A 24,782-nucleotide genomic window follows, 5' to 3' on the forward strand; every position below is an offset into this window, starting at 1 on the left:
CGAGAATTAGTGTCGATAGCGAACCAACAGATTTGGATTCATCGTGGTAATAAACTTGTTAACTTGCTTACGAAATCATCACCCAACTCCCAACTTTAGAATTTTAACTCTACTTAGATCACTTTTTACTCAATCTTGGGTTTTACATTTTATTAATATTTTGATTACACTTATGAGAACTGGTTAGACCTCTTACCAAAATACAGACGTACAACATAATTAAAGTCTGAAAAGGAAAAAACATATGGACATCTTGCTCTCAATCGTAGCGATGACAGTTGTATTAGGCATTACGCTTTACCACAGAATGTCACTCGTGAAATCCGTCAGTCTGCTAACTGCTGCCATGCTAGCACTGACTATCGCAGGCTCAGTTGGTGTTATTGGCTGGGCACTTTACGTTCTTGCTGTTGCAGTGTTCGCGGTTTCTAGCATTCGCCAATCCCTCATTAGCCGCAAAGCACTCGTTATGTTTAAGAAAGTCCTGCCTGCTATGTCTCAAACCGAGAAAGAAGCATTGGACGCTGGTACAGTTTGGTGGGAAGCCGAGCTATTCAAAGGCAAACCGGAATGGCAAAAGCTTCACGCAATCAAAGCGCCTAAGCTGAGCAAAGAAGAGCAAGCTTTCCTAGATGGCCCAGTAAACGAAGTGTGTGCCATGGTGAGTGACTTCCAAGTAACACACGAGCTGGCTGACCTTCCACCAGAAGTGTGGCAATACCTGAAAGACAACAAATTCTTCGCCATGATCATCAAAAAGAAATACGGAGGCCTAGAATTCTCTGCATACGCGCAATCTTTAGTACTGCAAAAACTCACTGGCGTATCTGGCGTGCTGTCTTCTACCGTTGGCGTACCAAACTCGTTAGGCCCTGGTGAACTTCTACAACACTACGGTACAGAAGAACAAAAAAATCATTACCTACCGCGCCTAGCAGAAGGTAAAGAAATTCCGTGTTTCGCACTGACTAGCCCAGAAGCAGGTTCCGATGCGGGTTCTATTCCAGATTACGGCGTGGTATGCAAAGGCGAATGGCAAGGTGAAGAAGTCCTTGGTATGCGTCTAACTTGGAACAAGCGTTACATCACTCTAGCGCCAGTCGCAACGGTTCTTGGTCTTGCATTCAAACTGCGTGACCCAGAAGGCTTACTAGGTGACCAAGAAGATCTTGGTATCACTTGTGCTCTAATCCCAACTGACCTTAAAGGCGTTGAGATTGGTAACCGTCACTTCCCGCTTAACGTACCATTCCAAAATGGCCCAACTCGCGGTAAAGACATCTTCGTACCAATGGACTTCATCATCGGCGGCGAGAAAATGGCAGGCCAAGGCTGGCGTATGCTGGTTGAGTGTCTATCGGTTGGTCGTGGTATCACGCTACCTTCAAACTCAACAGGCGGCATTAAAACTGCAGCGATGGCGACAGGTGCTTACTCGCGCATTCGTCGTCAGTTCAAACAGCCTATCGGTCACATGGAAGGCGTTGAAGAGCCATTAGCGCGTCTTGGTGGTAATGCTTACGTGATGGATGCAGCAAGCAACCTAACTGTGGCAGGTATCGATCTAGGTGAAAAGCCTTCGGTTATCTCAGCTATCGTGAAGTACCACTGTACGCATCGAGGCCAACAAAGCATCATCGACGCGATGGACATCGTAGGTGGTAAAGGCATCTGTATGGGTCCTTCTAACTTCCTAGCGCGTGGTTACCAAGGCGCGCCAATCGCGGTAACCGTAGAGGGTGCGAACATCCTAACTCGTTCAATGATCATCTTCGGTCAAGGCGCAATTCGTTGTCACCCTTACGTTCTTGAAGAGATGAACGCGGCTTACTCTGACGCTGGCGACGCGGTTGAGAAGTTCGACAAAGCACTAGCGGGTCACGTGAGCTTCACCATGAGTAACCTAGTGCGCAGTATTTGGTTTGGTCTAAGTGACGGTCTAGGTTCTTCATCACCAACCAAAGACGCAACCAAGCGTTACTACCAACAATTGAACCGTTACAGCGCAAACCTTGCTCTGCTGTCGGATATCTCGATGGCAGTACTAGGTGGTTCGTTGAAACGTAAAGAGCGTCTGTCTGCACGTCTTGGTGATATTCTAAGTCAGCTATACCTGAGCTCCGCAACATTGAAACGCTTTGAGCAAGATGGCCGTCCGGTTGAAGATTTGCCATTAGTACATTGGGGCTTGCAAGACAGCTTGAAGCAAACTGAAGCGGCAGTTGATGAGTTCCTAGCGAACTTCCCGAACAAAGCAATTGGTCGTGCACTGCGTGTATTGATCATGCCATTTGGCCGCGTACGTAAAGCACCAAGCGACAAGCTAGACAGCAAAGTAGCTCGTATTCTACAAACGCCAAGTGCAACACGTTCACGTATTGGTCGTGGTCAGTACCTAGAACCGACGGAACACAACGCAGCAGGTAAAATTGAACTGGCACTGTCTGTGATTCTTCAAGCTGAACCTGTGTTCGACAAGGTATGCAAAGAGCAAGGTAAACGCCGTCCATTCATGCGTTTGGATATGATTGCTCAAGAAGGTCTAGAGCAAGGCTTCATTACCCAAGAAGAAGCTGATTTGCTGAGAGAAGCAGAGCAACACCGCCTAGACACCATCAACGTAGACGATTTTGAGCCAGAACTATTGGCCGCAAAGCCGCTGTACCCTCAGATGGAAAACGTCGCTTAAGCGAATGATGGCTTAAACGATAAATAGGAAAGCAAAACGGGAGCCGAAGCTCCCGTTTTTTATTGAATCTCTGCTTCGCACAACACGGCGATCGCAAAGAAGCGTTTATTGTTCGTTATCTTCTTCAACAATAAACGACTGTTCAATTCTGCGCAGTTCTTCCTGCTCTTTCAGCTTAAGTTCTTCTTGAAGCGTCGCTTTGCGTTCGTTCAATGCTTTCTTCTCTGACTTAGTCAGGAACTTCACCGCTTTTTTGTTCGCCAATGCGTACGCAACGACATCTTCACCTTTTTCACGGCGCTCACTCACGCGTTGTGAGAAACGTTCGTTGTCACGTGCTTTACGTTCAGCTGAAGTTAATTTGCTCATTTTTGTGCCTTTAATAAGAATACAGCAGCCCAATTGCTGCCCTCAGGTAAACAAATGAGAAGTCATTCATATAGCTGATGGCGAGAGTCTAACATAGATACGTAAAGGAACCGCGAAGTGATTGAGTGTGCAAAGTAGGATCTACTGCCGAGTACTCTGTAGAGGGTGAAGAAACAAACGCCCCAGCGCGCTAACAATAGATTCTTAGTCTCGCTGGAGCTCGCTAGAGTGACGGTTTACTTTGAGTTATCAGGTTGCTACACGCGAAGTGTTTCTGGATTTCCGTAATTCTGAACAGTGAGGAACGAACATGATTCAGAATCTACTCACCAAGAGAGCTTAACTAGGCAGACAAAAGATCCGGTTTAGAAAAACATCCGCCAAATACTCTGACTCCGTAATAGATGTACGTCGCTCTAAAATTCGACATGCCATGTTCAAGACATATTTGAGGCAGAAGCCTATCCGCTTGCTCTCGACTGCTTTGAGGTAGCACTTCTTCTCTCATCAACTGGTATAACGCGTCATGAACCAGAGAAGCTTTAAGAATGTTCTTGGTATCAATCGCTGGGCCACTAGCTCCATCCCAAGACTAACCTTTCTTAATCGTCAGCAACCCTTGCTCAGATAGACTCAGAAACGGACTATCGAAAGGCTGTGTGAGTGTAATACCGGTTTCAACCTGTTCTTCGGAATGAAGGTTATATTTGTACGTCCGACGTTTTTTGTACTTCATAAGAGGCCTCCTAGTCACCTAGCTTCTTTGAGGTGCTTAACCTAAAGCTTCTCTGAGACTTTCCTTAGGTAGTTTTTTGCCAACTCATTGTTGTAGTGACTCCGCCATTTTACATTCGATTTAAAACAAAAAGGGAGCCAAAGCTCCCCAATATTCATAATTAACCCAATTGATACCTTTGGCCTACTCGAAGGTTACCTTCGCTACCATCGCCTTCCCTGAAACGGATTTACCAGACAAAAGATAAGTATCATCTGCAACTTCAATGACACTGCTGACTTGCGCCATCGTTGCGTCCGCATTGTAGATAATTTGGTCGAATGTACCTAAGCCCATGCCACCAGCATTATTGGATGGATTGCGCTTAATCTGTTCTGAAGTGATGACTTTACCCGACTTCTCTAGAGTTAGCGTACTTGCCGTTTTGTTATTACAAGCACCTTTATTCACATCACAGCTTCTTCTCACTTGCCAAAGAACTGCAAATTTAGTGTCTTTATCTAAGACATCACCATTTTTGAAAGTGATTGGGTTGTTTACAAAAGTTGATGCTGTCAGAAGTCGACCATCTTGACTGACTTCCGCTAATTGATAGCGCCAATCACCACCGTCACTGTTCTGACTCATACTACGGTTACCGACCTTAGCAGGCGGCAGAGACCCATTTCCTTTAGTGATTTCAGTCTTTATCGGACGCCACTTACCGTCATCCAGTTCAAATGCAAATGGTCGAACAAGTTTACTGTCAGGAACTCGCCCATCAGCAGTAAACATTGGGATGTCTTGTTCAAAACTGACTTGAGCAGTCACTTCACGACGTTGATCTTGAACCATCTGGAATTGCTTCCACGGCTTACCTTCATCTTGACTCGCCAGAGGTTCGACGCTAGTTGGACTAAAGCCACAGTTAGTATCGTCAAAAACTAAACTGAACGTTGTTGTTAAGTGTCCTTTTCGCTCAATCGAATCTCCGTATGTAAACTTGTTGTCACTCTCGCCTTTCAGTTTAGCGATGGCATGCAGTTCACCATCAATATCAACCAATGCGTTGATGTTGCCTTGGAAGTCGAGTGTACAAGTTTCAACGGACGTGGCAGCTTGTGCCCCTGTAGAAATAGCTAATATGGAAAGAGCCAAAAGGCTTTTAGAAGTAGAGTTTCTCATTATATGCTCTCGTGTAATTATTGATCCATCAAAATACACTCAGCAATGCAGCCCACAGTATCCCTGTGCTGTCACTTTGCGTCCCAACCTCACGATTGGTTTGCCCTTAATGAGTTGGCATAAATTTAGTACATTAGGATTACTATTCAAGCTCTTAATACCAATTTAGTATTAGTTAATTGAGCTTTATTGATAAAACAATACTTACATCACTTTATGCGCAACAATACACTTATTATTGGTAAGTCATTAATACTCACTTAAGTTCATATTATTGTCATATCTTCCAAAAAAACGGAGCCAATCGACTCCGTTTTCAATTTAAATTCTTGCGCCCTACTTCTTAGGCACTTCCAACTGCATCTCTGGCATGGCTTGGCGTTTGGCTTTGAGCTTGCTCCAGATAATCCAAAATAGAATCACCAGAATCAAAGCAATCACGTTGCCGATGGCAATGATGATCATGCTGCGTTTACGTTCGGCTTCACGTTCGGCGATGATGCGTTTTTCCATTTCGATGCGGCGTTGCTCGGCGATCTCAGCTTGTTTCGCTAAGCGTGCAGCTTCTAGATCCACTTCATCGACGACGCTGAATGACTGTTCTTTGATTGGGAAGACTAATGAGCGCTTGGTTGCTAGGTCTGTGGCAAAGACTTCACCATGCCATGAGTACTTACCTAACTCTGGATCGTTATCCATATTAAGCGTGGTTTTGGTACCGTCAGCAGACACTTGACCTTGGCTGTAGCTGATGAAACCGTCTGGTGCTTCTTGCTCTACATTCACCGCAATGGATCCCGGCGTGATCATGCCTTGCTCACCGCTAACCACCAGCTGGTGTGGTTGGTCTGCATGACGTGCTTGAATAAAGGTGCGCGTAATTGGCGATGGGTACACCAGTACCACTTGCTCCTGAGCTCGCAAAAATACGCCATTGCCCGACGTAATACGTGCACGGTATTTACCCGGCTCGATATCAATTGGCAGTTGAACGGTAAACACACCGTCGCCAGCTTTTTCATCTAGCCCGCGGCCATCATCAGCAAACTCGCCAATCACCATAGGTACAGGACGCGCTTCTTTGATCAGTTCGTCTTCGTTTTCTACAAACTTAGTGAAGGTGACACGCAGATTTACGCGGTCTAGGAAATCACGCAGTACGAGCGGCTTATCGTCTGAAGTCAAACGCGCGGTGAACTTGAGGGCTTCATTCTGATAAAGGCGATTTGGGAACACATCGGTACTGAGCTTTAAGTGTGAGATCAGACGAATGTTGTTTTTCGGGGTGACTTTTCCGACAGCCTGCCACGGACCTGGCATGGGTTTATCTATCGAAATAATATCGAGGGAAGATTCTTGATACCAACGAACGTTGTCGTAGGTGCCCCAAGCATAGTACTTTTTACCGTCAGGGCGGACAAGGACGACGGGCTGAGAGCTCTGTTCACGATAAACCAAAAAAGTAATCTGTTCGATGGTTGGATCGACACGAAAGCGGTTATCTAACAAAGACATGGCGGACTCGCTCGCGGCAAACGCGAAACAACTCCAGAACGCTAAAATAGCGACTGACAAAGCCCTCAACATAGTCTCTCCTATTTACTACCAAATACTGTCGTTCACCAGTTCGAGTCTTTTCTGGTGTGCTTCTACTTCATCGGCAGTTGCACGCAAAACCTTTAGCGCTTTTCTTCCTTCAACACGACGAATGCCTTCCGCTTCACCGTCTTTTTTATTGGCATTAAATTCTAGGCTAGTTTGTCCACCTGTCATCAATAGGTAAACGTCGGCTAGAATCTCCGCATCGAGCAATGCCCCGTGGAGAGTACGGTGTGAGTTATCAATACCGTAACGTTCACACAATACGTCAAGGTTGTTTCGCTTGCCCGGGAAGATTTTCTTCGCCATGGCAAGGGTATCGGTCACCTTACAGTAATCATCCGTCTTACCAATGCTTGGATTGAGCATTTCAAACTCGTAATCCATGAAGCCGGTATCGAAGGGCGCGTTGTGGGCAACCAGCTCGGCGCCTTTAATGAAATCTAGAAACTCTTGGTGTACGGCAGAGTATTCTGGCTTATCGACCAAGAATTCATCCGTAATACCGTGAACTCCAATCGCGTCTGGTTGGATTTCACGATCAGGCTTTAAGTAAACGTGAAAGTGACGACCAGTCAGCTTACGGTTGATGATCTCCACGGCACCAATTTCGACGATGCGGTGACCCATGTAGTGAGGACCACCTTCTAGGTTCATACCCGTGGTTTCGGTATCGAGAACGACAATACGATTATGTTCAGAATTGCTGCTGGTATTCATAAGGTTATGTGTGTCAGACTATGCTTTATTAAATGTTTCGGCTAATAGTACCAAAAATATGACCAAACACGTTGAGATTTTCACTGATGGATCTTGTTTAGGCAATCCGGGCCCTGGCGGTTACGGCATTGTCTTGCGTTACAAGCAAACGGAAAAGACCCTCGCGAAAGGCTACACGCTGACCACGAATAACCGCATGGAAATGTTGGCCGCCGTGGTGGCACTTCAAACGCTAAAAGAGCCATGCCAAGTGACGTTAACGACGGATAGCCAGTACGTGCGCCAAGGCATTACGCAGTGGATTCACAACTGGAAGAAACGTGGCTGGAAAACAGCGGATAAAAAGCCAGTGAAGAATGCTGATTTGTGGCAAGCGCTCGATAAAGAAACCGCTCGCCATCAAGTTGATTGGCATTGGGTTAAGGGCCATGCAGGTCATCGTGAAAATGAAATCTGTGATGAGCTAGCGCGCGCTGCCGCAGAAAACCCAACTGAAGAAGATACAGGGTATCAAGCGTCCTAGTTTTTACTGCTTGAAACCTTTTTCACTGCACTGCCCTCTCTGTTCATCACGCCAAGTGGTGTTAGCTTTCTCTTCAAGCGCCAATGCGGCTTGATAGGCTTGAGAGGGTACGTTCGTTTACGAGCCACGATATAGTACAAACTCCCCGCCGGTGATGCCCAATCACCCAAACTGTTCTCTAGCCACGTCCACATGGTTTTGTAACGCGTCATTGGAAACAGCGCATAGCGATCGCAGTGAATCACTTGGTAGTTCAATACCCCTAACCAGTCTTTAATCCGGTTCACCGTGAACATGCGACCACTCCATGGCAAATTATTTCTTCGCCAAGGCAATAAACTCGCTAACCCAGTGAGACTGATCGGATTGAACCCCGTAATAATAAGATAACCATCATCCATCATGACGCGATCAACTTCGCGCAGCAGTCGATGGGGATCACTTGCATAGTCAAGCTGATGAGCAAGCACCACAACATCAAAGCTTTTTTCTAAAAAGGGCAATTCGTAACCATCTGCAATGACATTATGCAACGGGTTCTGGATATCTACGTTGACTTGGTGTTGAATGTTACAACTACAGCTGGTTAGCTCACAGCTCAAACCACCCAATTTCAACATGTGGTAACCGAACAGTTTCGGACACCACTCATCAAGTCGGGTTTGGATTGACTCAAGTACCCACGGCCCATTGTTCATGTCTGACCAAGTCGACGGGTGCTGTAAAGTTTTGTTGCTGAGTGCTGGTTTCATTAACCACCTGACTATATAAAGGGTGACGGAGAACGAATCGTGTTAGAGATCAAAAGCATACCCGCATTTAATGATAATTACATCTGGCTGATACAAAATAGCGACAAGCGATGTGCCGTGGTCGATCCGGGCGATGCTAAGCCAGTGTTAGAATATTTGCAGGCTAACGAGTTAACTTTAGAAGCGATCTTAATTACGCACCACCACAACGATCACATTGGTGGCGTTCCAGATTTAGTTCATGCTTTTCCTCATGTTTCTGTTGTTGGGCCAAAAGCGGAACCTATCCCAACATTGACCAATGCCATGGAAGAAGGCGATAAGCTTGAGCTTTTCGGAGAAATCTTCATGGTGCTAGGTTTGCCGGGTCACACGCTTGGTCACATCGGCTACGCTGGTGACGGTAAGTTGTTCTGTGGTGATGTGCTGTTCTCTGCAGGTTGTGGTCGTATTTTTGAAGGCACACCAGAGCAGATGTTCGAGTCACTAAGCAAAATTATGAAGCTCCCAGAAGAGACCGAAGTGTTCTGCGCGCACGAATACACCGCAAGTAACGTAGCCTTTGCCCTAGCGGTTGAGCCAGACAATGAGCACTTACGTCAGTACCGTGATGACGTAAACCGACTACGCGGATTAAACATTCCAACCATTCCTACCACGCTTCGCAAAGAGAAGTTAATCAACCCATTCCTGCGTGCAACCAACGCAGAGGTCATAAAATCTGTAACAAACCGTATCGAAAATAGCGACCCATGCTCGGTTTTTACAGCTTTACGTGAGTGGAAGAACGAATTTTAACCAATTTCTGCTTGTAACTTTGCTCGACGCAAGTATTATCGTGAGCTGATTTTCATAGAAGCGCCTCTGGCGCTTCTATTGCGTTTGGGGCTGATATAAAGCTGTTTGTATTTCACCCAATCGCATAAAAGTAGCGGCTTTCGCGCCCTACCCTTAGTTAGTGTTACAAGATGTCTATTATCTTGCGACTGCCACGCACCTTAGCTGCGCGACAGGCAGGAGAAGATAAACAGGCCCTAAATAGGCTGAATCCATGCGTTTAAAGTACAGTTGGGCGTTGGCGTTACTACTTTCTGGCTGTCAATTGACACAGTCAGATTCAACAAACACACCAACACCAGAAACCAATAAGTCCGAGCAAGCGGTAAAACAAGACGCGGCTCAAGCGGACTCCGAGAAAAAGCAATCGATAGCGAAGAAACCTGCTAAAGAGACGCCGAAAACCCTTTCTCCTCAGGAACAAGAAGATGTATGGCGTCGTATCGGCATGCAGCTTGAAATGGACATCCCAGACAACAAGAAAGTCGCTTACTACCGTACATGGTATCTGAAGCACCCTAACCACCTGCGCACCGTTTCTGAGCGTGCACAGCCGTTTTTGTACATGATTACAAAACGCATTGAAGAACGTGGTCTTCCAATGGAATTGGCGCTTCTACCTATCGTAGAGAGCTCATTTGACCCATTCGCGTACTCACACGGTAGTGCGGCAGGTCTTTGGCAGTTCGTTCCTGGCACCGGCAAGATGATGGGCCTAGAGCAGAACTACTGGTACGACGGTCGTCGTGATGTGTACGCAGCGACAGATGCAGCACTTGATTACTTAGAGCAACAAAGCAAGCGCTTTGACGGTAACTGGGACCAAGCGATTGCTGCTTACAACAGTGGTGGCGGTCGTGTATCAAGCGCGATTCGTAAGAACAAAAAGCTAGGTAAACCTACGGACTTCTTCTCTCTAGATCTTCCAAAAGAGACCAGCAGTTACGTTCCTAAGCTACTTGCGCTTGCAGACATCATTGCGAACCAAGATAAGTACGGCATCGACATTCCACCGATCCCGAACAAACCTGTGCTTACGCAAGTCGATCCAAAAGAACAATTGGATCTCGCAATTGCGGCAGACTACGCAGGCATTGGTGTGAAAGAACTGCAAGGTTACAACCCAGCTTACAACCAATGGTCGACAGCACCGAATGGCCCGCACCAGCTTCTTATTCCTATCGAGAAAAAGGATCAGTTCCTTGCTCAGGTGAAGAAGAACCGTGGTAAAGGTATGAAGGTCGCACGCTACCAAGTGAAGTCTGGTGACTCACTCAGCGTATTGGCTCAGAAGTACGGTACGACAACCAAAGTTATCCAACGTGCTAACGGCCTAAAAAACAGCAATATTCGCGTTGGTCAGTACCTAATGATCCCAACGTCAACAAAAGACGATGCTAAGTACGCGTTAACCGCCGAAAATCGCCTAAACAAAACGCAATCTCAAGCTCGCGGTCAATTCAAACTGACTCACGTTGTGCAATCTGGCGAGAGCTTGTGGTCTATCGCAAAAGAGAACAAGGTTTCTCATAAGTCTCTGGCGAAATGGAACGGCATGGGACCAAAAGACACCTTGCGCGTTGGCCAAAAACTGGTGATCTGGAAAAACTCAGATAAAGGCGCAGTAATTCGCACAGTGTTCTATGACGTGCGTTCTGGCGACACCATCAGTGGCATTGCGAGCAAGTTTAAGGTGAAGAGCAACGACATCGTGAAATGGAATTCTCTTCAAAAGCAGAAGTACCTGAAACCAGGTCAGAAGCTTAAGTTGTATGTTGACGTAACTAAGGTAAGTGTATGAACCCATCGAGTAACCCGCTTGTAATGTTGTTGGATATTTTCCGTTCTCCAACATCGTGCTTCCTAGCGCTGTATCAGCGTGGAGGCTGGGGGTGGCAACCGTTCATCTTTTTGATGCTCAGCCCATTCCTATTCTGGGGTGCCTATTTCTCGAATGTGGATTTCACTTGGCTAAGTGAACAATTAACGGCTCAATTCCAACAGGTCGATCCTAAGCAGATTGAACTGTTGGAACCAAACACGCTGATGGCAAGTGCGATCATCAATGATGTGTTTAACCGCTTTGCGACTCTGCTGCTTTTGGCGTTGTGGTTCTTCCTAGCGACTAAAGCAAGCAAACAACAATACGGCTATTGGAAATGGTTTGCAGCGGCTTCTGCAATCCTGTTCCCTGCGGTTTTAGGCGACATCGCAAGCTATGCGAGCCTGTTACTGAAACACGGTCAGGTAATGACGTACGCGGCGGATTTAAACAGCCTAAATGGTTTGTTGAAACTGCCTTTGACCAACGAGTGGTCGCACTTTGCTAGCTCACTACCGCTGCTGCTGCCTTGGTACATTGTATTGGGCTATGGTGTGGTTCTGACTTGGACAGAGTTTGAACGTGGACAGGCTCTTGTGATTTCGAGCCTGCCTTGGATTGCGTTTTACGTGATTTGGGCGTTGTACATCGTTATTGCTTAAGCCATTTAAGCGAGCTCATAAGAGTCCTTACTGGTCGTTAAGCGTAAACGACACCAATAATGGATTATGATCGGAAGCGTCGCTCTGCGGCGCTTTCGCGTTTTTGAGGGTCAGACCTCGGTAAAAGACGTGGTCGAGTGGTAATCCGGTAATGAACTGAGTGCGATTATCTTGACTGAATTTCGCTTCTTGTAGGTCTGCCTTTTGGAGAGCCGTCTTCATTGCTTTCACACGGTCCTCACTCCAGCTGTTGAAATCTCCCGCAAACAAAATTGGGCCTTTGTGCTCTTTTAGAACCATTTCTAAACCAGACAACTGTGAAGTGTACTCTTCAGTGCCAACGGTAAAGTTAATCGCATGAATATTTACCACGGCTAGGGTCTCGCCATTGCTAAGTTGATACTTGCTGTACAGAGCCGACTTTGGCAAACGCAGCCATGGTTCTTTAGAAGTGTATGCACAAGCACGAATTGGCTCTTTTTGCGCAATACTGATTACCCCTGCACCACTTCCAAGCGCCTTAAACGCGCTTACTTGGTTGCTCATCCAATGGCCTTCCACCAGCCAGTTTTTAAACTCATCAGTCAAACTGGCTTCTTGTAAAAGCAACAGTTGTTTATTGGCAGAGAAAGCATCGAGCGCTTGTTGCCAGTTGTCTCTGTTTTGCTTATAAATGTTCCATACCAAAACGTTAAGCTCACCATCCTTATCAATCGCTTGTGGCTTATTAAACTCCATACAGCGGATGTCTTGAGTAATGTTCGTCCCTGTTTGAGTAACAATCTGTGGTTGTTCCGGCACAGTAAAGATCACCTGAAAACTCACAAACCCAGCGATAATGAGAAAAACTAACGCAAAAGCTAAACGCTGATACATAGACCTACCTGAATGCAAATAAAATGGAATCAAAAATACGAGCAATAAAAAAGGAGCCATTCTCGGCTCCCTTTTAGCTTACTCAAATTTTCACCACATGCTGTAGTGAAATCTTATATCTATCTGGATAAAGATTAGATCGCGTCTTCGTCTTCTTCACCTGTACGGATACGTACTACACGCTCTACGTCGGTTACGAAGATCTTACCATCACCAATCTTACCGGTTTGCGCCGTTTCAATGATGGTTTCGACACACTTGTCTGCAACGTCTTCTGTCACTACGATTTCTAGCTTCACTTTAGGAAGGAAATCCACCATGTACTCAGCACCACGGTACAGTTCAGTGTGACCTTTCTGACGACCAAAGCCTTTCACTTCAGAGACGGTCATCCCTGTAATGCCTACTTCAGCCAATGCTTCTCGAACATCATCCAATTTGAATGGCTTGATAATCGCTTCAATCTTTTTCATGTTCATCCCTTAAGCTTCAATCGTTTGCGCATATTATCGGTTAGCGTCTCACAACATTCAATCCTTGTTGTCACCAAGCACCTGAAAATCCTGACACTGGTGGAATTTATTTGCGGATGAATGTAACAAAGTCGCGCAGTCAGCAATCCCGCATGCCCGAAACGAAAAAACCAGAGCACTGGCTCTGGCTTGGTCTAAATCTTTATCTGGGTTATACCCGCGCTTACTTCAAGCTTGCGTAGTACGCTGCTAAGTTTGCGATATCTTCGTCTGACAGTAGATTCGCTTGCGCTTGCATCACTGCGGCAAGACCACCTGTGCGTTGACCCGCTTTGTACGCCTTGATTGAACTTACGATGTATTGCTCATTCTGGCCTTTCAGATTTGGATAACCAGGAATCACCGCGATACCATCCGCGCCATGACAAGCAGCACATACGCCCGCTTTTGCTTGCCCTGCGGCTACATCACCTGCCGCCAGAGCTTGCCCACTTAACATGGTTAGCGCCACCATTGCGCCCATGATTGTTTTCTTCATTGCTTCACCTAATCGATTATTATTTAAGGATTTTTATATTTTATAATCAACATTGTGGCATGAATTACAACGACTTGCGCCAGATAAGTTCACAATCTTGACCACTGAAGGCTTGATCAACAAACAAATCGCCGACCGCCACCACCTGATCTTGGTACATCAGAATCGGGATCTGGCGGCGCAGCCAACTCGGCACATTGTATTCTTGGAATAACTTCTTCAGCTTACGGCTATGGTTACGAGTGGTTGGGTGCGCAGAGAGCCCTTCTGGATTAAACGTCACTCGTAATAGATCTGGCTGAGGCGGGATAGCAATGGTAGCTTGTTCTGAGCGGGTACTCAAAGTGAGCTCTCCGAGTCGCTCAGGCAATACCAAAGCAGTATCGGTTTGAATTTTACTCTGCCACGTCGTGACATCAGCTGTTTCAGTGACCCAATAAAGGCGATTTTGAAAACGGCGTACTTCCCCCTGCTTAAGTTGCAGCTTAGGGTTAGCATCTTGCTGCGCCAATCCGACTTCATTCCAAATTAAATTGAGTTGCACTTGGGTTGGCATATTGGCATTTAGCTTAGCCAACCACATACGAACCAATCGCGCACGAGCCAATTCACTGTGCGTAGCTAATTCTTCAATACTCAGACTCAAATCACTTTGCAGAGCACGCTCAAACACTGCGCTAAGCAACTCGTCCAGCAAAGCTTCTTGCTGCGCGCACAAACTCGCACTGCGCTGCACCGCTTGATGGATGCTCGGCCAACGTTCAGAAAGTTCTGGCACTATACGATGACGTAGGAAGTTACGATCGTAACGAGTATCTTGGTTGCTTTCGTCTTCTACCCAATCCAGCTTTTGTTCTCTGGCTGTCGCTTCGATTTGCTCTCGCTTAACGGCCAGTAGTGGGCGAACTAATGTGCCATCAGCAAACGGCATGCTTTCAGCCATCGATGATAACCCCTTTGGCCCGCTGCCCCGTTTAAGTGCTAACAAGAAGGTTTCCACTTGGTCATCGGCATGTTGCCCTGTCAGCAATAAGTCCCCCATTTGGACATGCTTTTCTAAGGCTTGGTAACGAGCTTCACGTGCCAACAACTCGATACTTTCGCCGCTGTTGATGTCTAAGTTCACGTGCTCAACCGAGCATGAGATTCCCGCTTGCTGAGCCCAAACTAAACATTGATTTGCCCAGTCGTCCGCATTCGTACTCAAACCATGATGTACGTACACCGCGTGGCAGCTAACGGATTTAGAATCTACTGATTGATTGTCTATCGAATGCGCTTGGCGATAACGGCTAAGCAGCTCGAGTAGTAAACGCGAATCCACCCCACCACTAAACGCCAAGACAATCTTGGTGCCTGATTGGTAATAACGATCAAGAACTTGAGCAAATTGCGAGTAAAGCGATTCCATAAATCATCCGATAGAAACAAAAAAGGGTTGGACGTATGCCCAACCCTTTCTATTTTATCTGTAATCTAGCGAGAATTCAGCTAGCACCTAGCGACAGCTGTAATTAGCAGTAACCGTAGTTCATTAGACGCTGGTAACGACGCTCAAGTAGCGTTTCGTGATCCAGTTGTTCTAGGTCTTCTAGCTGACGAAGCAAGTTTGCTTTCATGTTTTCAGCCATTTGAACGTGGTCACGATGTGCACCACCTAGTGGTTCTTCGATGATTTCATCGATAAGCTCAAGCTCTTTTAGACGTGGAGCGGTTAGGCCCATCGCGTCTGCTGCTTGTGGTGCTTTGTCTGAATCACGCCACAGGATTGAAGCACAACCTTCTGGAGAAATTACTGAGTACGTTGAGTACTGAAGCATGTTCACGTAGTCACCTACACCAATTGCAAGTGCACCGCCTGAACCGCCTTCGCCAACAACGTTACAGATTACTGGTACTTTAAGACCAGACATCACTTTTAGGTTCTTCGCGATCGCTTCAGATTGGCCACGCTCTTCCGCGCCAACACCTGGGTATGCACCTGCCGTGTCGATGAAAGTGATGATAGGCATGTTGAAACGCTCAGCCATTTCCATCAAACGTAGCGCTTTACGGTAACCTTCTGGTTTAGGCATACCAAAGTTACGTTTTACTTTTTCTTTGGTCTCACGGCCTTTCTGGTGACCAATGATCATCACTGGGCGACCTTCAAGACGTGCAATACCACCAACGATCGCTTTGTCGTCAGCAAACGCGCGGTCACCCGCTAGTTCGTCAAATTCATCAAATGCGTGCTTGATGTAATCTAGCGTGTATGGACGTAAAGGGTGACGAGCCAGTTGAGCTGTTTCCCATGCACCTAGATTGCTGAAGGTTTTCTTCTTAAGTTCTAGGCTCTTTTTCTCAAGCTGTTCGATTTCTTTATCAAGGTCAACCGCAGAATCACCACCGTGACGAGATACGTCACGTAGCGCTTCGATTTTCGCTTCTAGTTCTGCGATTGGCTTTTCAAATTCAAGAAAGTTTAGGCTCATCTATGAATCCTTTTTTACTCAGCGTCTTACATATTGCGCTGAATTTTTAGTTAAATTCGAGTTCTACTTGGCCTTTGCCAAGCAACTGTTTTAAATCGTCTAGTAATGTATCTGTTGGCGTTACTCGCCATTCGGTGCCCAATGTTAACCGCGCTCTGGCGTCGGCACGCTGGTAGTATACATTGACAGGTACGGTTCCGGCTTTGTGCGGTTCTAAAATACGAGTAAATTGCTCAAAGAATTTATCGTTGATCTGGCTAGCATCAATAGATACCGACAAACCACGTGCGTATTTCTCACGTGCGGTACCCAGATCCATAACTTCACGCGCCGACATTTTAAGGCCACCGTTGAAGTCATCAAAGCTGACCTGTCCAGAAACAACCAGAATTTTATCTTTTTCGAGAAGTTCTGCATACCTATCAAGCGCATCCGAGAACAACATCACCTCCATTCGACCACTTCGGTCGTCCAGAGTCATGATACCGATACGCGTACCGCGTTTGGTTGTCATCACGCGAGCTGCAATAACAAGACCCGCGACTGTTACGGATTGATCGCGACGAGTTGGGGTTGCGTCTTTTAGTCGACAACTGACGTACTTATTTAGTTCCTTTATGTATGCGTTAACTGGGTGGCCGGTCAAATATAAACCGAGCGTCTCACGTTCACCCTCTAACCATACTTTCTCTGGCCACGCTGGCACTTGAGTATATTTGTGTTCCACCTCTTCTGGCGCATCAGTCAATACACCGAACATATCGGTTTGACCAAAGGCTTCCGCTTGGTGGTGTTGGCTTGCCGCTTTCACCGCATCATTAAGCGATGCCATTAGCGCCGCGCGATGTGGACCTAGCCTGTCGAGTGCGCCCGCGTAAATCAGTTTTTCGATAACACGCTTGTTGACCTTTTTCAGGTCGATTCGCGCACAGAAGTCAAATAGGTCAATGAAGTGACCACCTTTGTTGCGCGCTTCTAAGATTGCATCGATTGGACCTTCACCCACACCTTTGATCGCGCCGATGCCGTAAACAATCGCGCCATTCTCATCGACATTAAAGCGGTACAAACCAGCATTGATGTCTGGTGGAAGCACGGTGAGCTTCATGCGGAAACATTCGTCAACTAGGCCAACCACTTTCTCAGTGTTATCCATATCGGCGGTCATTACCGCTGCCATGAATTCTGCTGGATAGTGCATCTTAAGCCATAGCGTTTGGTACGAAACCAATGCGTAGGCTGCCGAGTGAGATTTGTTAAAGCCGTAACCAGCGAACTTCTCTACCAAGTCGAAGATCTTCATCGCCAACTCGCCATCGACGCCGTTGGCAATTGCTCCCTCTTCGAAGGTTGCACGCTGTTTCGCCATCTCTTCCGGTTTTTTCTTACCCATCGCACGACGAAGCATGTCCGCACCACCAAGGGTGTAGCCAGACAGCACCTGTGCGATCTGCATTACCTGTTCTTGATACAGGATGATGCCGTAAGTCGGATCCAGAATCTCTTTAAGCGATTCGTGTTGCCACTTTTCATCAGGATAAGAGATCGCCTCACGACCGTGCTTACGGTCGATAAAGTTATCTACCATGCCCGACTGAAGCGGCCCTGGGCGGAACAGTGCCACCAATGCAATGATGTCTTCAAAACAGTCCGGTTGCAGACGTTTAATCAGCTCTTTCATACCGCGCGATTCAAGCTGGAATACCGCAGTGGTTTCTGAGTTTTGCAGCAAACGGAATGACGCCGCATCATCCAGTGGAATCGATTCGATGCGAACAGGAGCTTTACCTTCACGTTCTAGACGCGGGTTAATCAGACCCAACGCCCAGTCAATGATGGTTAGGGTACGTAGGCCCAAGAAGTCAAACTTAACCAGGCCGGCGGTTTCCACGTCGTTCTTATCGAACTGAGTAACTGGGAAGTGGCCTTCCGAGTCGGCATAAATCGGCGCGAAGTCTGTAATGGTGGTTGGTGAGATTACAACACCACCCGCGTGCTTACCGGCGTTACGTGTACAACCTTCAAGGAGGCGACACATGTCGATAAGCTCTTTCACTTCTTCGTCTGCGTCATACAACTCAGGCAGTGCAGGCTCAGCTTTGAACGCTTTTTCCAGCGTCATGCCCGGATCAGGCGGAACCAGTTTTGAAATACGATCAACAAAGCCAAACGGGTGGCCAAGTACACGGCCTACGTCGCGGATTACCGCTTTCGCCGCCATGGTACCGAAGGTGATGATCTGAGATACCGCATCACGGCCATACATTTCCGCTACGTGATCAATTACTTGGTCACGCTTATCCATACAGAAGTCGACATCGAAATCGGGCATGGATACACGTTCTGGGTTCAAGAAACGTTCGAATAGAAGGTCGTATTCAAGTGGATCAAGGTCGGTGATCTTCAATGCGTATGCCACCAAAGAACCAGCACCTGAGCCACGACCCGGACCTACCGGAATCGCGTTGTCTTTCGACCATTGGATGAACTCCATTACGATCAAGAAGTAACCTGGGAACCCCATTTGGTTGATTACGTCAAGTTCGATTTGCAGACGATCATCGTATTCAGGACGACGCTGCTTGCGCTCTTCCTCATCTGGGAATAGGAACTCTAGGCGCTCTTCCAGACCTTCACGAGACTTCATGACCAAGAAGTCGGTCTCTTCCATACCTTCAGTTGGGAAGGCTGGAAGGAAGTATTCACCAAGACGTACTGTCACGTTACAACGCTTCGCAATTTCAACGCTGTTTTCTAACGCTTCCGGAATGTCGGCAAACAGCTCGCACATTTCCTCTTCAGTACGCAGGTATTGTTCTGGGCTGTAGTTCTTTGGACGACGCGGATCTTCTAGGGTGTAACCATCGTGGATCGCAACGCGGATTTCATGGGCGTCAAACAAGTCTTCACTGATGAAAACGACTTCGTTGGTTGCAACGACTGGCAGCTCAACCTCTTCTGCCAATTCAATCGCAAAGTGCAGGTAAGTTTCTTCGTCTGGACGACCAGTACGAACCAACTCTAGGTAGAAGCGGTCTGGAAAGTATTGGTTGTAAAACTCGACACAACTGTCGACAACTTTGCGGTTGCCTTTTAGCAATGCTTTACCGATTTCACCGTTTTTCGCGCCTGAAAGAACGATCAAACCTTCTGATAGTTCAGCCAACCAAGCTTTGTCGAGCACCGGTTGGTGTTGTACATGACCACGAAGGTAAGCTTTTGAGATCAGCAAAGTCAGGTTTTTATAACCTTCGTTGTTTGCTGCGAGTAACGTTAATTGCGTCAGCTCCTCACCAAACTCATCCGATTGCATTTTGAAGTCTGCACCGATGATTGGCTTCACACCACTGCCGTGTGCGGTGCCATAGTATTTCACCAAACCACACAGGTTAGTGAAATCGGTCAGCGCCATTGCAGGCATACCGAGTTCGGCGACTTTCTTAACGAGCGGTGGAACTTTGTTGATACCGTCCACCATAGAGAAATCACTGTGGATTCTTAGGTGAATGAACTTGGGATCTGACATTAACAGGTACCGTAAAACTATATCTTGATTGGGATTCTAACCTAAAGCGGGCGTGGTTTATAACACCGAAACGCCCATTCTATTACTTTGCTTTATTCTTCGATGCCGAGCGCTTTCTTCACGGGTTTGAAGCTCTTACGGTGCTCACTGATGACACCGTGTTGCTCAATCGCTTCAAAGTGCGCTTTGGTTGGATAACCTTTGTGCTTAGCAAAACCAAATTGCGGATATTGTTTATCCAACTCTTCCATTTCTTGGTCACGAACCACTTTGGCAATGATAGAAGCCGCACTGATTTCCGCTACGCGTAAGTCGCCCTTCACGACGGCTTGCGAGTCCATCGGAAGTTGTGGGCAGCGGTTGCCGTCGATAAGCGCTAAATCTGGCTGCACTTTCAAACCGGAAATTGCACGTTGCATCGCAACCATGGTCGCTTGCAAGATGTTGAGCTCATCAATCTCTTCAGGAGAACAGCGACCTACCGCCCATGCTAGGGCTTTCTCTTTGATTTCTGGCAGCAGTGCAAGGCGCTTTTTCTCGCTCAGCTTTTTAGAATCGTTCAAACCTTCAATTGGGTTGTTTGGATCTAAGATGACCGCTGCGGTAACAACATCACCCACCAAAGGACCACGCCCTACCTCATCGACACCCGCAACCAGCTGATAGCCTTGCGGGTATTCAAACGGTGGTAGTTCTACTTTTGCTTTGGTCGTTTTTGGTTTTACAGCCATGGTAAATCTCTATTTATTAATCAGTTTTAGAACCGCATTCGCGGCTTGTTGATCCGCATCTTTACGAATCCAATGATGCATTTCAGTAAACTTATCCAACATTTCTCGGTTGTCGCTCTCTAATAAACGAGACACTTCATTGAATAGATTTTCTGGCGTGCAATCTTCTTGCAGATATTCTTTTACAAGTTCGGTGTCAGCCAAAATGTTCGGCAGCGACACGTATTTGGTTTTCAATAGTCGCTTAGCAAGGAATGCCGTTACAGCATTAACACGGTAACCCACCACCATTGGGCGTTTAAGCAACATACATTCAAGTGCAACGGTGCCCGAGGCTAACATCACCGCGTCAGAAGCAGTAATTACGTTACGCGCCGTATCATCCACCAGCTTGAAATCAAGCTCTGGCGCGTATTCTTTCCACGCGTGCTCAAATTGTTCACGACGTTTCTGGTTTACTAGTGCAACGACGAAGCCAAGATCTGGGAATTTTTGATGCAGTTTTTTACAGGTTTCAATAAACGGTTGAGAGAGCATTTTCAGCTCGCTGCCACGGCTACCCGGAAGTACCGCTAACCATTGTTTGTCTTGTTCTAAACCAAGCAGTTCACGTGCAGGTGCTTTGTCCGATTGCAGTGGAATAGCATCTGCCAATGTGTGACCAATGAATTCACAAGGTACATTGAATTTGTCGTAGAACGCTTTTTCAAACGGTAGGAATGCCAGTACCAGATTGGTTGCGGCTTCAATATTGAAGATACGCTTTTGACGCCAAGCCCAAACCGAAGGACTGACGTAATGCACGGTTTTAATGCCCGCATTTTTCAGGTCTAGCTCAACTCGCAAGTTAAAATCTGGAGCGTCAATTCCGATGAAAACATCTGGTGGATTCTCGGTGAAATACTTCACAAGTTGCGCTTTGACTTTCAGTAGTCTTGGCAAGCGACCTAGCACTTCCACTAGGCCCATTACAGCAAGTTCTTCCATATCGAACAGAGACTCACAGCCTTGCGCGATCATCTTAGGGCCACCAATACCAACAAACTCTGCGTCTGGGTATTGTTGTTTTACTGCCTTGATAAAGCCTTCACCTAGCGTGTCGCCAGACAATTCTCCGGCAATGATGCCGATACGTAATGGTCTTTCCATATCTACTTCGCTATTTTTCCTGTGCGCTATGGGTAACGTTTTAAACTATGTAGACACATAAACCGCAGTAGCCGCACAATCTGCAGCGTACAATCCGTTATCCATAAAACACAAAAAGACCGCAGCCCAATTTGGGCGCGATCTTTTCAATTTAACCGCTCATTCGTTGATTAACGAATAATGCCACGTTCCGTTGTTTCCAGAATATCTGAGAAACGTTTCACTGCCGGCCACTCTTGTGCCATTTCAGCTAGGATTGGTTTCACTTCTTCCAGAGTCTTACCTGAACGGTAGATTTCTTTGTACGCTTTTTGTAGCGCACGAATTTCTGGTTTTTCGAAACCGTTACGCTTCAGGCCAACCAAGTTCAAACCAAATGGTGTTGCGTGGTTACCTTGAGCAAGTACGTATGCTGGTACGTCTTGAACAACAGCAGAACAGCCGCCAACGTATGCGTAAGCGCCAACCGTACAGAACGGATGAATCGCAGAAAGCGCCATCACACCTGCATGATCATCAACCGTTACGTGACCACCAAGAATCGCATTGTTACCAATGTGAGTATGGTTACCAACGATAACGTCGTGTGCGATGTGTGCATTTACACAAAGCAGGTTGTCATCACCAATCACTGTTGTTGCTTTGTCTTGAACCGTACCACGGTGAATCTGAACCGCTTCACGAATCACGTTGCGGTCACCGATAACCACTGTTGTATCTTCGCCACCGTACTTCTTGTCTTGGTTTTCTTCACCAATAACAGCGTGTGGGAAAATGCGGTTGTCTTTACCAATTGTGGTGTGACCTTTGATCACTACGTGAGACATCACTTCAGTACCTTCACCGATTTCTACCGTTGAGGTGATGTAAGTGAATGGACCAACAGTCACGTTAGCGCCAATTTTCGCGCCTTCTTCTACCACCGCAGCAGGGTGGATTTTAGCGGTTTCATGAATCATATTAAAACTCTCGACGAGCACACTTCAGCTCTGCTGAACATACTACTTCGCCGTCAACCTTCGCTACACCTTTGAATGCAGCAATGCCGCGACGCTCTTTCAAAAATTCTACTTCAATAATCATTTGATCGCCTGGTACTACTGGTTTACGGAATTTTGCACCGTCAACACTTGCAAAGTAGTACAGTTCGTTTTCAGTTGGCGCACCAAATGATTTAAATGCAAGTAAGCCTGTCGCCTGCGCCATCGCTTCCAGAATAAGAACACCCGGGAAAACTGGCAGTTGTGGAAAGTGACCTGTGAACTGAGGTTCGTTAACCGACACGTTTTTAATCGCGTGAAGGTACTTCTCTTCTTGGAAGTCAATCACTCGGTCGATCAATAAGAATGGGTAGCGATGAGGTAGTAGCTCTTGAATTTCAGAGATGTTCATCGTTTTCTTTTCAGTAGTCAAAGTCGTCTTCCTATATCAATACTCAACAACCAAGATGGCAAGGCAGCGGCAAAAGCCACTTAATCAGGAAATGCCTGCAAAGTGTATACCAGCTTGGTGATAAATCTACTTATAGCGCGTCATTATAGAAGAAAAAGACCCGCATTTCGCGAGTCTTTGTTCAGAATTATGGAACTAAGATTCTTCTTTCGGTTCCAGCTGTTTCTCAACAGCTTTCAGGCGTTTGTTCATATCGTCAATGCGATGAACTCGAGTTGCCGTTTTACGCCACTCTCGGTTCGTTTGCAGTGGAATACCTGACGAATACAAGCCTTTCTCTTCGATACTGCGCATAACCATGCCCATACCGGTGATAGCTACGCCATCTGCAATCGTGATATGTCCGTTAAGAACCGACGCGCCGCCGATCTGACAGTATTTACCAATTTTGGTACTGCCAGCGACAATAGTACCACCTGGCATCACGGTACCATATCCGATCTGCACGTTATGAGCGATTTGAAGCTGGTTATCAAGAATTACGTTGTCTTCGATAATGGTGTCTTCAAGTGCACCACGGTCAATCGTAGTACATGCACCAATCTCAACGCGGTTACCGATACGCACTGAGCCAAGTTGAGGGATCTTAATCCACTCGCCTTTGTCGTTAGCGTAACCGAAACCATCAGAGCCAATGACTGTGCCAGATTGAACCAGACAGTCATCGCCCATTGATACTTCATGATAGATAGTCACATTAGCCCAAAGCTTGGTGTTGTTACCTAGCTTTGCGTTCTTACCGATAAAGCAACCAGCGCCGATACTTACGTTGTCGCCTAGTTCAACACCCGTTTCAATCACTGCGTTTGCACCGACTGTTACGTTAGTACCCATCTTCACGTCTGCTGCGATGACGGCACTTGGTGCGATCTCATCTGCAGGCTTCGGCGTGGTGTCCATTGCTTGAACAACACGAGCGAATGCAACATAAGGGTCAGCCACAACCAGTGCATTACCTACACACTGGTCTTTGTGTTCAGCTTTCACCATCACAACCGTTGCTTGACACTCAGAAAGGTGTTTTGCGTATTTTGGGTTAGACAAGAAAGTGATATCACCTTCTTGTGCTTTATCCATTGGAGCTACACGGCTTACGACGAGAGACTCGTCACCAAATAGCTCACCCCCGGTAATTGTCGCCAACTCGGCTAATGTTAATGTCTTCATAACTTCTTATTTTAGAGCTTTAATTACGTCTTCAGAGATGTTGTATTCTGGCTTACCGTACTGAAGTGAAGAGATGTCGATTACCATATCGTAGCCTTTCTTAGTTGCTACTTTCTTCACTGCGTCTTGGATAGTTTTGAATAGCTTCGCTTTCTCTTCAGCTTCGCGACGTGCACTTGCTTTCTCTAGAGCTTGTGCCTTCACTTTGTACTCGCTGTCTAGTTTAGCGATGTCGATACGTAGTTTTTCAACTTCGTCTTGACCTAGAAGCTCACCATCACGTTGTAGCTTTTCAATCTTAGTCTTAGCTTGCGCTTGGATAGATTTCAGCTCATCTGCTTTGCTCTTAAAGTCTTTCTGCATTTTTTGTAGAACTACTTCGCGTTGAGGAAGCGCTTGGAAAACTTGAGCAGTATTTACATAAGCAATTTTCTGAGCAGCTTCAGCCGCGTTAGCAAACATTGAAGAGCTAAGTACTAGAAGGCCTAGGCCAGCTGCTTTCATCATTTTATTCAAAATATTT

The 24,782-nt window shown here is 46.6% G+C and carries 23 protein-coding genes and 1 riboswitch; of the genes, 5 read left to right on the forward strand and 18 right to left on the reverse strand.

The features are described from left to right. The first annotated feature begins 244 nt into the window (after positions 1 to 244). Positions 245 to 2,689 (forward strand): acyl-CoA dehydrogenase FadE, encoded by a 2,445-nt coding sequence (gene fadE, locus VCHENC03_RS04855; protein WP_009707403.1) that lies wholly within the window; start codon positions 245 to 247, stop codon positions 2,687 to 2,689. Between the two features lie 105 nt (positions 2,690 to 2,794). Here the strand turns inward: fadE and VCHENC03_RS04850 are convergent, their stop codons facing one another. From VCHENC03_RS04850 to dnaQ, 5 genes are all read right to left on the reverse strand, one after another. Continuing rightward, positions 2,795 to 3,058 carry a hypothetical protein gene (locus VCHENC03_RS04850; RefSeq protein ID WP_005436833.1) on the reverse strand — a complete coding sequence of 88 codons (264 nt, stop codon included), beginning with the start codon at positions 3,056 to 3,058 and terminating at the stop codon, positions 2,795 to 2,797. Between the two features lie 343 nt (positions 3,059 to 3,401). Continuing rightward, positions 3,402 to 3,623, reverse strand: coding sequence for a DUF1353 domain-containing protein (locus tag VCHENC03_RS28055; RefSeq protein WP_332307024.1), 222 nt, complete (start codon positions 3,621 to 3,623; stop codon positions 3,402 to 3,404). Positions 3,624 to 3,977: 354 nt separating this feature from the next. Further along, positions 3,978 to 4,958 (reverse strand): hypothetical protein, encoded by a 981-nt coding sequence (locus VCHENC03_RS04845; protein WP_009707405.1) that lies wholly within the window; start codon positions 4,956 to 4,958, stop codon positions 3,978 to 3,980. Positions 4,959 to 4,996: 38 nt separating this feature from the next. Continuing rightward, positions 4,997 to 5,073: riboswitch (cyclic di-GMP riboswitch) on the reverse strand. 221 nt (positions 5,074 to 5,294) lie between these two features. Further along, positions 5,295 to 6,545: a TIGR03503 family protein gene (locus tag VCHENC03_RS04840; protein WP_009707406.1), complete on the reverse strand. Its 1,251-nt coding sequence runs from the start codon at positions 6,543 to 6,545 to the stop codon at positions 5,295 to 5,297. Between the two features lie 15 nt (positions 6,546 to 6,560). Next, the gene (gene dnaQ / locus VCHENC03_RS04835) at positions 6,561 to 7,277 is read right to left on the reverse strand and encodes a DNA polymerase III subunit epsilon (RefSeq protein ID WP_005436825.1); all 717 of its coding nucleotides are present in this window, start codon (positions 7,275 to 7,277) and stop codon (positions 6,561 to 6,563) included. 58 nt (positions 7,278 to 7,335) lie between these two features. Between dnaQ and rnhA the strand changes: the two genes are divergently transcribed. Then, the gene (gene rnhA / locus VCHENC03_RS04830) at positions 7,336 to 7,800 is read left to right on the forward strand and encodes a ribonuclease HI (RefSeq protein WP_005446139.1); all 465 of its coding nucleotides are present in this window, start codon (positions 7,336 to 7,338) and stop codon (positions 7,798 to 7,800) included. Here the strand turns inward: rnhA and VCHENC03_RS04825 are convergent. After that, entirely contained in the window at positions 7,797 to 8,552 is a 756-nt protein-coding gene (locus VCHENC03_RS04825) for a class I SAM-dependent methyltransferase (RefSeq protein WP_005436820.1), read from the reverse strand. The two genes, rnhA and VCHENC03_RS04825, sit on opposite strands and share 4 nt — an antisense overlap. 39 nt (positions 8,553 to 8,591) lie before the next feature. On the opposite strand from VCHENC03_RS04825, the gene gloB reads away from it, so the two are divergent. From gloB to VCHENC03_RS04810, 3 genes are all read left to right on the forward strand, one after another. Beyond that, complete coding sequence (gloB, locus tag VCHENC03_RS04820) at positions 8,592 to 9,350, forward strand: hydroxyacylglutathione hydrolase (protein ID WP_020195503.1); 759 nt, start codon at positions 8,592 to 8,594, stop codon at positions 9,348 to 9,350. Between the two features lie 253 nt (positions 9,351 to 9,603). Beyond that, positions 9,604 to 11,190, forward strand: a complete 1,587-nt coding sequence (locus tag VCHENC03_RS04815; protein ID WP_009707408.1) for a lytic transglycosylase — start codon at positions 9,604 to 9,606, stop codon at positions 11,188 to 11,190. Continuing rightward, positions 11,187 to 11,873 (forward strand): YIP1 family protein, encoded by a 687-nt coding sequence (locus VCHENC03_RS04810; RefSeq protein WP_005430220.1) that lies wholly within the window; start codon positions 11,187 to 11,189, stop codon positions 11,871 to 11,873. Before VCHENC03_RS04815 ends, VCHENC03_RS04810 begins: the two co-directional genes overlap by 4 nt. 27 nt (positions 11,874 to 11,900) lie before the next feature. Here VCHENC03_RS04810 and VCHENC03_RS04805 read toward each other — a convergent pair whose 3' ends face one another. From VCHENC03_RS04805 to VCHENC03_RS04750, 12 genes are all read right to left on the reverse strand, one after another. Next, complete coding sequence (locus VCHENC03_RS04805; RefSeq protein WP_009707409.1) at positions 11,901 to 12,749, reverse strand: endonuclease/exonuclease/phosphatase family protein; 849 nt, start codon at positions 12,747 to 12,749, stop codon at positions 11,901 to 11,903. 134 nt (positions 12,750 to 12,883) lie between these two features. Further along, complete coding sequence (gene glnB, locus VCHENC03_RS04800) at positions 12,884 to 13,222, reverse strand: nitrogen regulatory protein P-II (RefSeq protein WP_005436810.1); 339 nt, start codon at positions 13,220 to 13,222, stop codon at positions 12,884 to 12,886. Between the two features lie 223 nt (positions 13,223 to 13,445). Then, positions 13,446 to 13,760, reverse strand: coding sequence for a c-type cytochrome (locus tag VCHENC03_RS04795; RefSeq protein WP_009707411.1), 315 nt, complete (start codon positions 13,758 to 13,760; stop codon positions 13,446 to 13,448). Positions 13,761 to 13,824: 64 nt separating this feature from the next. Then, the gene (gene tilS / locus VCHENC03_RS04790) at positions 13,825 to 15,171 is read right to left on the reverse strand and encodes a tRNA lysidine(34) synthetase TilS (RefSeq protein ID WP_009707412.1); all 1,347 of its coding nucleotides are present in this window, start codon (positions 15,169 to 15,171) and stop codon (positions 13,825 to 13,827) included. Between the two features lie 103 nt (positions 15,172 to 15,274). Beyond that, positions 15,275 to 16,234 carry an acetyl-CoA carboxylase carboxyl transferase subunit alpha gene (gene accA / locus VCHENC03_RS04785; RefSeq protein ID WP_005436807.1) on the reverse strand — a complete coding sequence of 320 codons (960 nt, stop codon included), beginning with the start codon at positions 16,232 to 16,234 and terminating at the stop codon, positions 15,275 to 15,277. A 46-nt stretch (positions 16,235 to 16,280) separates the two neighbouring features. Then, the gene (dnaE, locus tag VCHENC03_RS04780; protein ID WP_009707413.1) at positions 16,281 to 19,760 is read right to left on the reverse strand and encodes a DNA polymerase III subunit alpha; all 3,480 of its coding nucleotides are present in this window, start codon (positions 19,758 to 19,760) and stop codon (positions 16,281 to 16,283) included. A gap of 92 nt (positions 19,761 to 19,852) precedes the next feature. Beyond that, complete coding sequence (gene rnhB / locus VCHENC03_RS27520; protein WP_009707414.1) at positions 19,853 to 20,491, reverse strand: ribonuclease HII; 639 nt, start codon at positions 20,489 to 20,491, stop codon at positions 19,853 to 19,855. A 9-nt stretch (positions 20,492 to 20,500) separates the two neighbouring features. Then, complete coding sequence (gene lpxB / locus VCHENC03_RS27525) at positions 20,501 to 21,640, reverse strand: lipid-A-disaccharide synthase (protein ID WP_009707415.1); 1,140 nt, start codon at positions 21,638 to 21,640, stop codon at positions 20,501 to 20,503. A gap of 170 nt (positions 21,641 to 21,810) precedes the next feature. Continuing rightward, positions 21,811 to 22,599: an acyl-ACP--UDP-N-acetylglucosamine O-acyltransferase gene (gene lpxA, locus VCHENC03_RS04765; RefSeq protein WP_009707416.1), complete on the reverse strand. Its 789-nt coding sequence runs from the start codon at positions 22,597 to 22,599 to the stop codon at positions 21,811 to 21,813. 1 nt (position 22,600) lies between these two features. Continuing rightward, a complete protein-coding gene (gene fabZ, locus VCHENC03_RS04760) occupies positions 22,601 to 23,053 on the reverse strand; it encodes a 3-hydroxyacyl-ACP dehydratase FabZ (RefSeq protein WP_009707417.1) in 453 nt (150 codons plus the stop codon). A 174-nt stretch (positions 23,054 to 23,227) separates the two neighbouring features. Next, positions 23,228 to 24,259, reverse strand: coding sequence for a UDP-3-O-(3-hydroxymyristoyl)glucosamine N-acyltransferase (lpxD, locus tag VCHENC03_RS04755; protein WP_009707418.1), 1,032 nt, complete (start codon positions 24,257 to 24,259; stop codon positions 23,228 to 23,230). 6 nt (positions 24,260 to 24,265) lie between these two features. Next, entirely contained in the window at positions 24,266 to 24,775 is a 510-nt protein-coding gene (locus VCHENC03_RS04750) for an OmpH family outer membrane protein (protein ID WP_009707419.1), read from the reverse strand. Positions 24,776 to 24,782: the final 7 nt, after the last annotated feature.

This window comes from Vibrio sp. HENC-03, from assembly GCF_000305755.2.
Taxonomy (GTDB): domain Bacteria; phylum Pseudomonadota; class Gammaproteobacteria; order Enterobacterales; family Vibrionaceae; genus Vibrio; species Vibrio owensii.

What these genes read in the sequence shown, in the direction of transcription:
- fadE (WP_009707403.1), top strand. Translation starts at nt 245, where the DNA reads ATGGACATCTTGCTCTCAATCGTAGCGATGACAGTTGTATTAGGCATT.
- VCHENC03_RS04850 (WP_005436833.1), bottom strand. Translation starts at nt 3,058, where the DNA reads ATGAGCAAATTAACTTCAGCTGAACGTAAAGCACGTGACAACGAACGT.
- VCHENC03_RS04845 (WP_009707405.1), bottom strand. Translation starts at nt 4,958, where the DNA reads ATGAGAAACTCTACTTCTAAAAGCCTTTTGGCTCTTTCCATATTAGCT.
- VCHENC03_RS04840 (WP_009707406.1), bottom strand. Translation starts at nt 6,545, where the DNA reads ATGTTGAGGGCTTTGTCAGTCGCTATTTTAGCGTTCTGGAGTTGTTTC.
- dnaQ (WP_005436825.1), bottom strand. Translation starts at nt 7,277, where the DNA reads ATGAATACCAGCAGCAATTCTGAACATAATCGTATTGTCGTTCTCGAT.
- rnhA (WP_005446139.1), top strand. Translation starts at nt 7,336, where the DNA reads ATGACCAAACACGTTGAGATTTTCACTGATGGATCTTGTTTAGGCAAT.
- VCHENC03_RS04825 (WP_005436820.1), bottom strand. Translation starts at nt 8,552, where the DNA reads ATGAAACCAGCACTCAGCAACAAAACTTTACAGCACCCGTCGACTTGG.
- VCHENC03_RS04815 (WP_009707408.1), top strand. Translation starts at nt 9,604, where the DNA reads ATGCGTTTAAAGTACAGTTGGGCGTTGGCGTTACTACTTTCTGGCTGT.
- VCHENC03_RS04810 (WP_005430220.1), top strand. Translation starts at nt 11,187, where the DNA reads ATGAACCCATCGAGTAACCCGCTTGTAATGTTGTTGGATATTTTCCGT.
- VCHENC03_RS04805 (WP_009707409.1), bottom strand. Translation starts at nt 12,749, where the DNA reads ATGTATCAGCGTTTAGCTTTTGCGTTAGTTTTTCTCATTATCGCTGGG.
- glnB (WP_005436810.1), bottom strand. Translation starts at nt 13,222, where the DNA reads ATGAAAAAGATTGAAGCGATTATCAAGCCATTCAAATTGGATGATGTT.
- VCHENC03_RS04795 (WP_009707411.1), bottom strand. Translation starts at nt 13,760, where the DNA reads ATGAAGAAAACAATCATGGGCGCAATGGTGGCGCTAACCATGTTAAGT.
- tilS (WP_009707412.1), bottom strand. Translation starts at nt 15,171, where the DNA reads ATGGAATCGCTTTACTCGCAATTTGCTCAAGTTCTTGATCGTTATTAC.
- accA (WP_005436807.1), bottom strand. Translation starts at nt 16,234, where the DNA reads ATGAGCCTAAACTTTCTTGAATTTGAAAAGCCAATCGCAGAACTAGAA.
- dnaE (WP_009707413.1), bottom strand. Translation starts at nt 19,760, where the DNA reads ATGTCAGATCCCAAGTTCATTCACCTAAGAATCCACAGTGATTTCTCT.
- rnhB (WP_009707414.1), bottom strand. Translation starts at nt 20,491, where the DNA reads ATGGCTGTAAAACCAAAAACGACCAAAGCAAAAGTAGAACTACCACCG.
- lpxB (WP_009707415.1), bottom strand. Translation starts at nt 21,640, where the DNA reads ATGGAAAGACCATTACGTATCGGCATCATTGCCGGAGAATTGTCTGGC.
- lpxA (WP_009707416.1), bottom strand. Translation starts at nt 22,599, where the DNA reads ATGATTCATGAAACCGCTAAAATCCACCCTGCTGCGGTGGTAGAAGAA.
- lpxD (WP_009707418.1), bottom strand. Translation starts at nt 24,259, where the DNA reads ATGAAGACATTAACATTAGCCGAGTTGGCGACAATTACCGGGGGTGAG.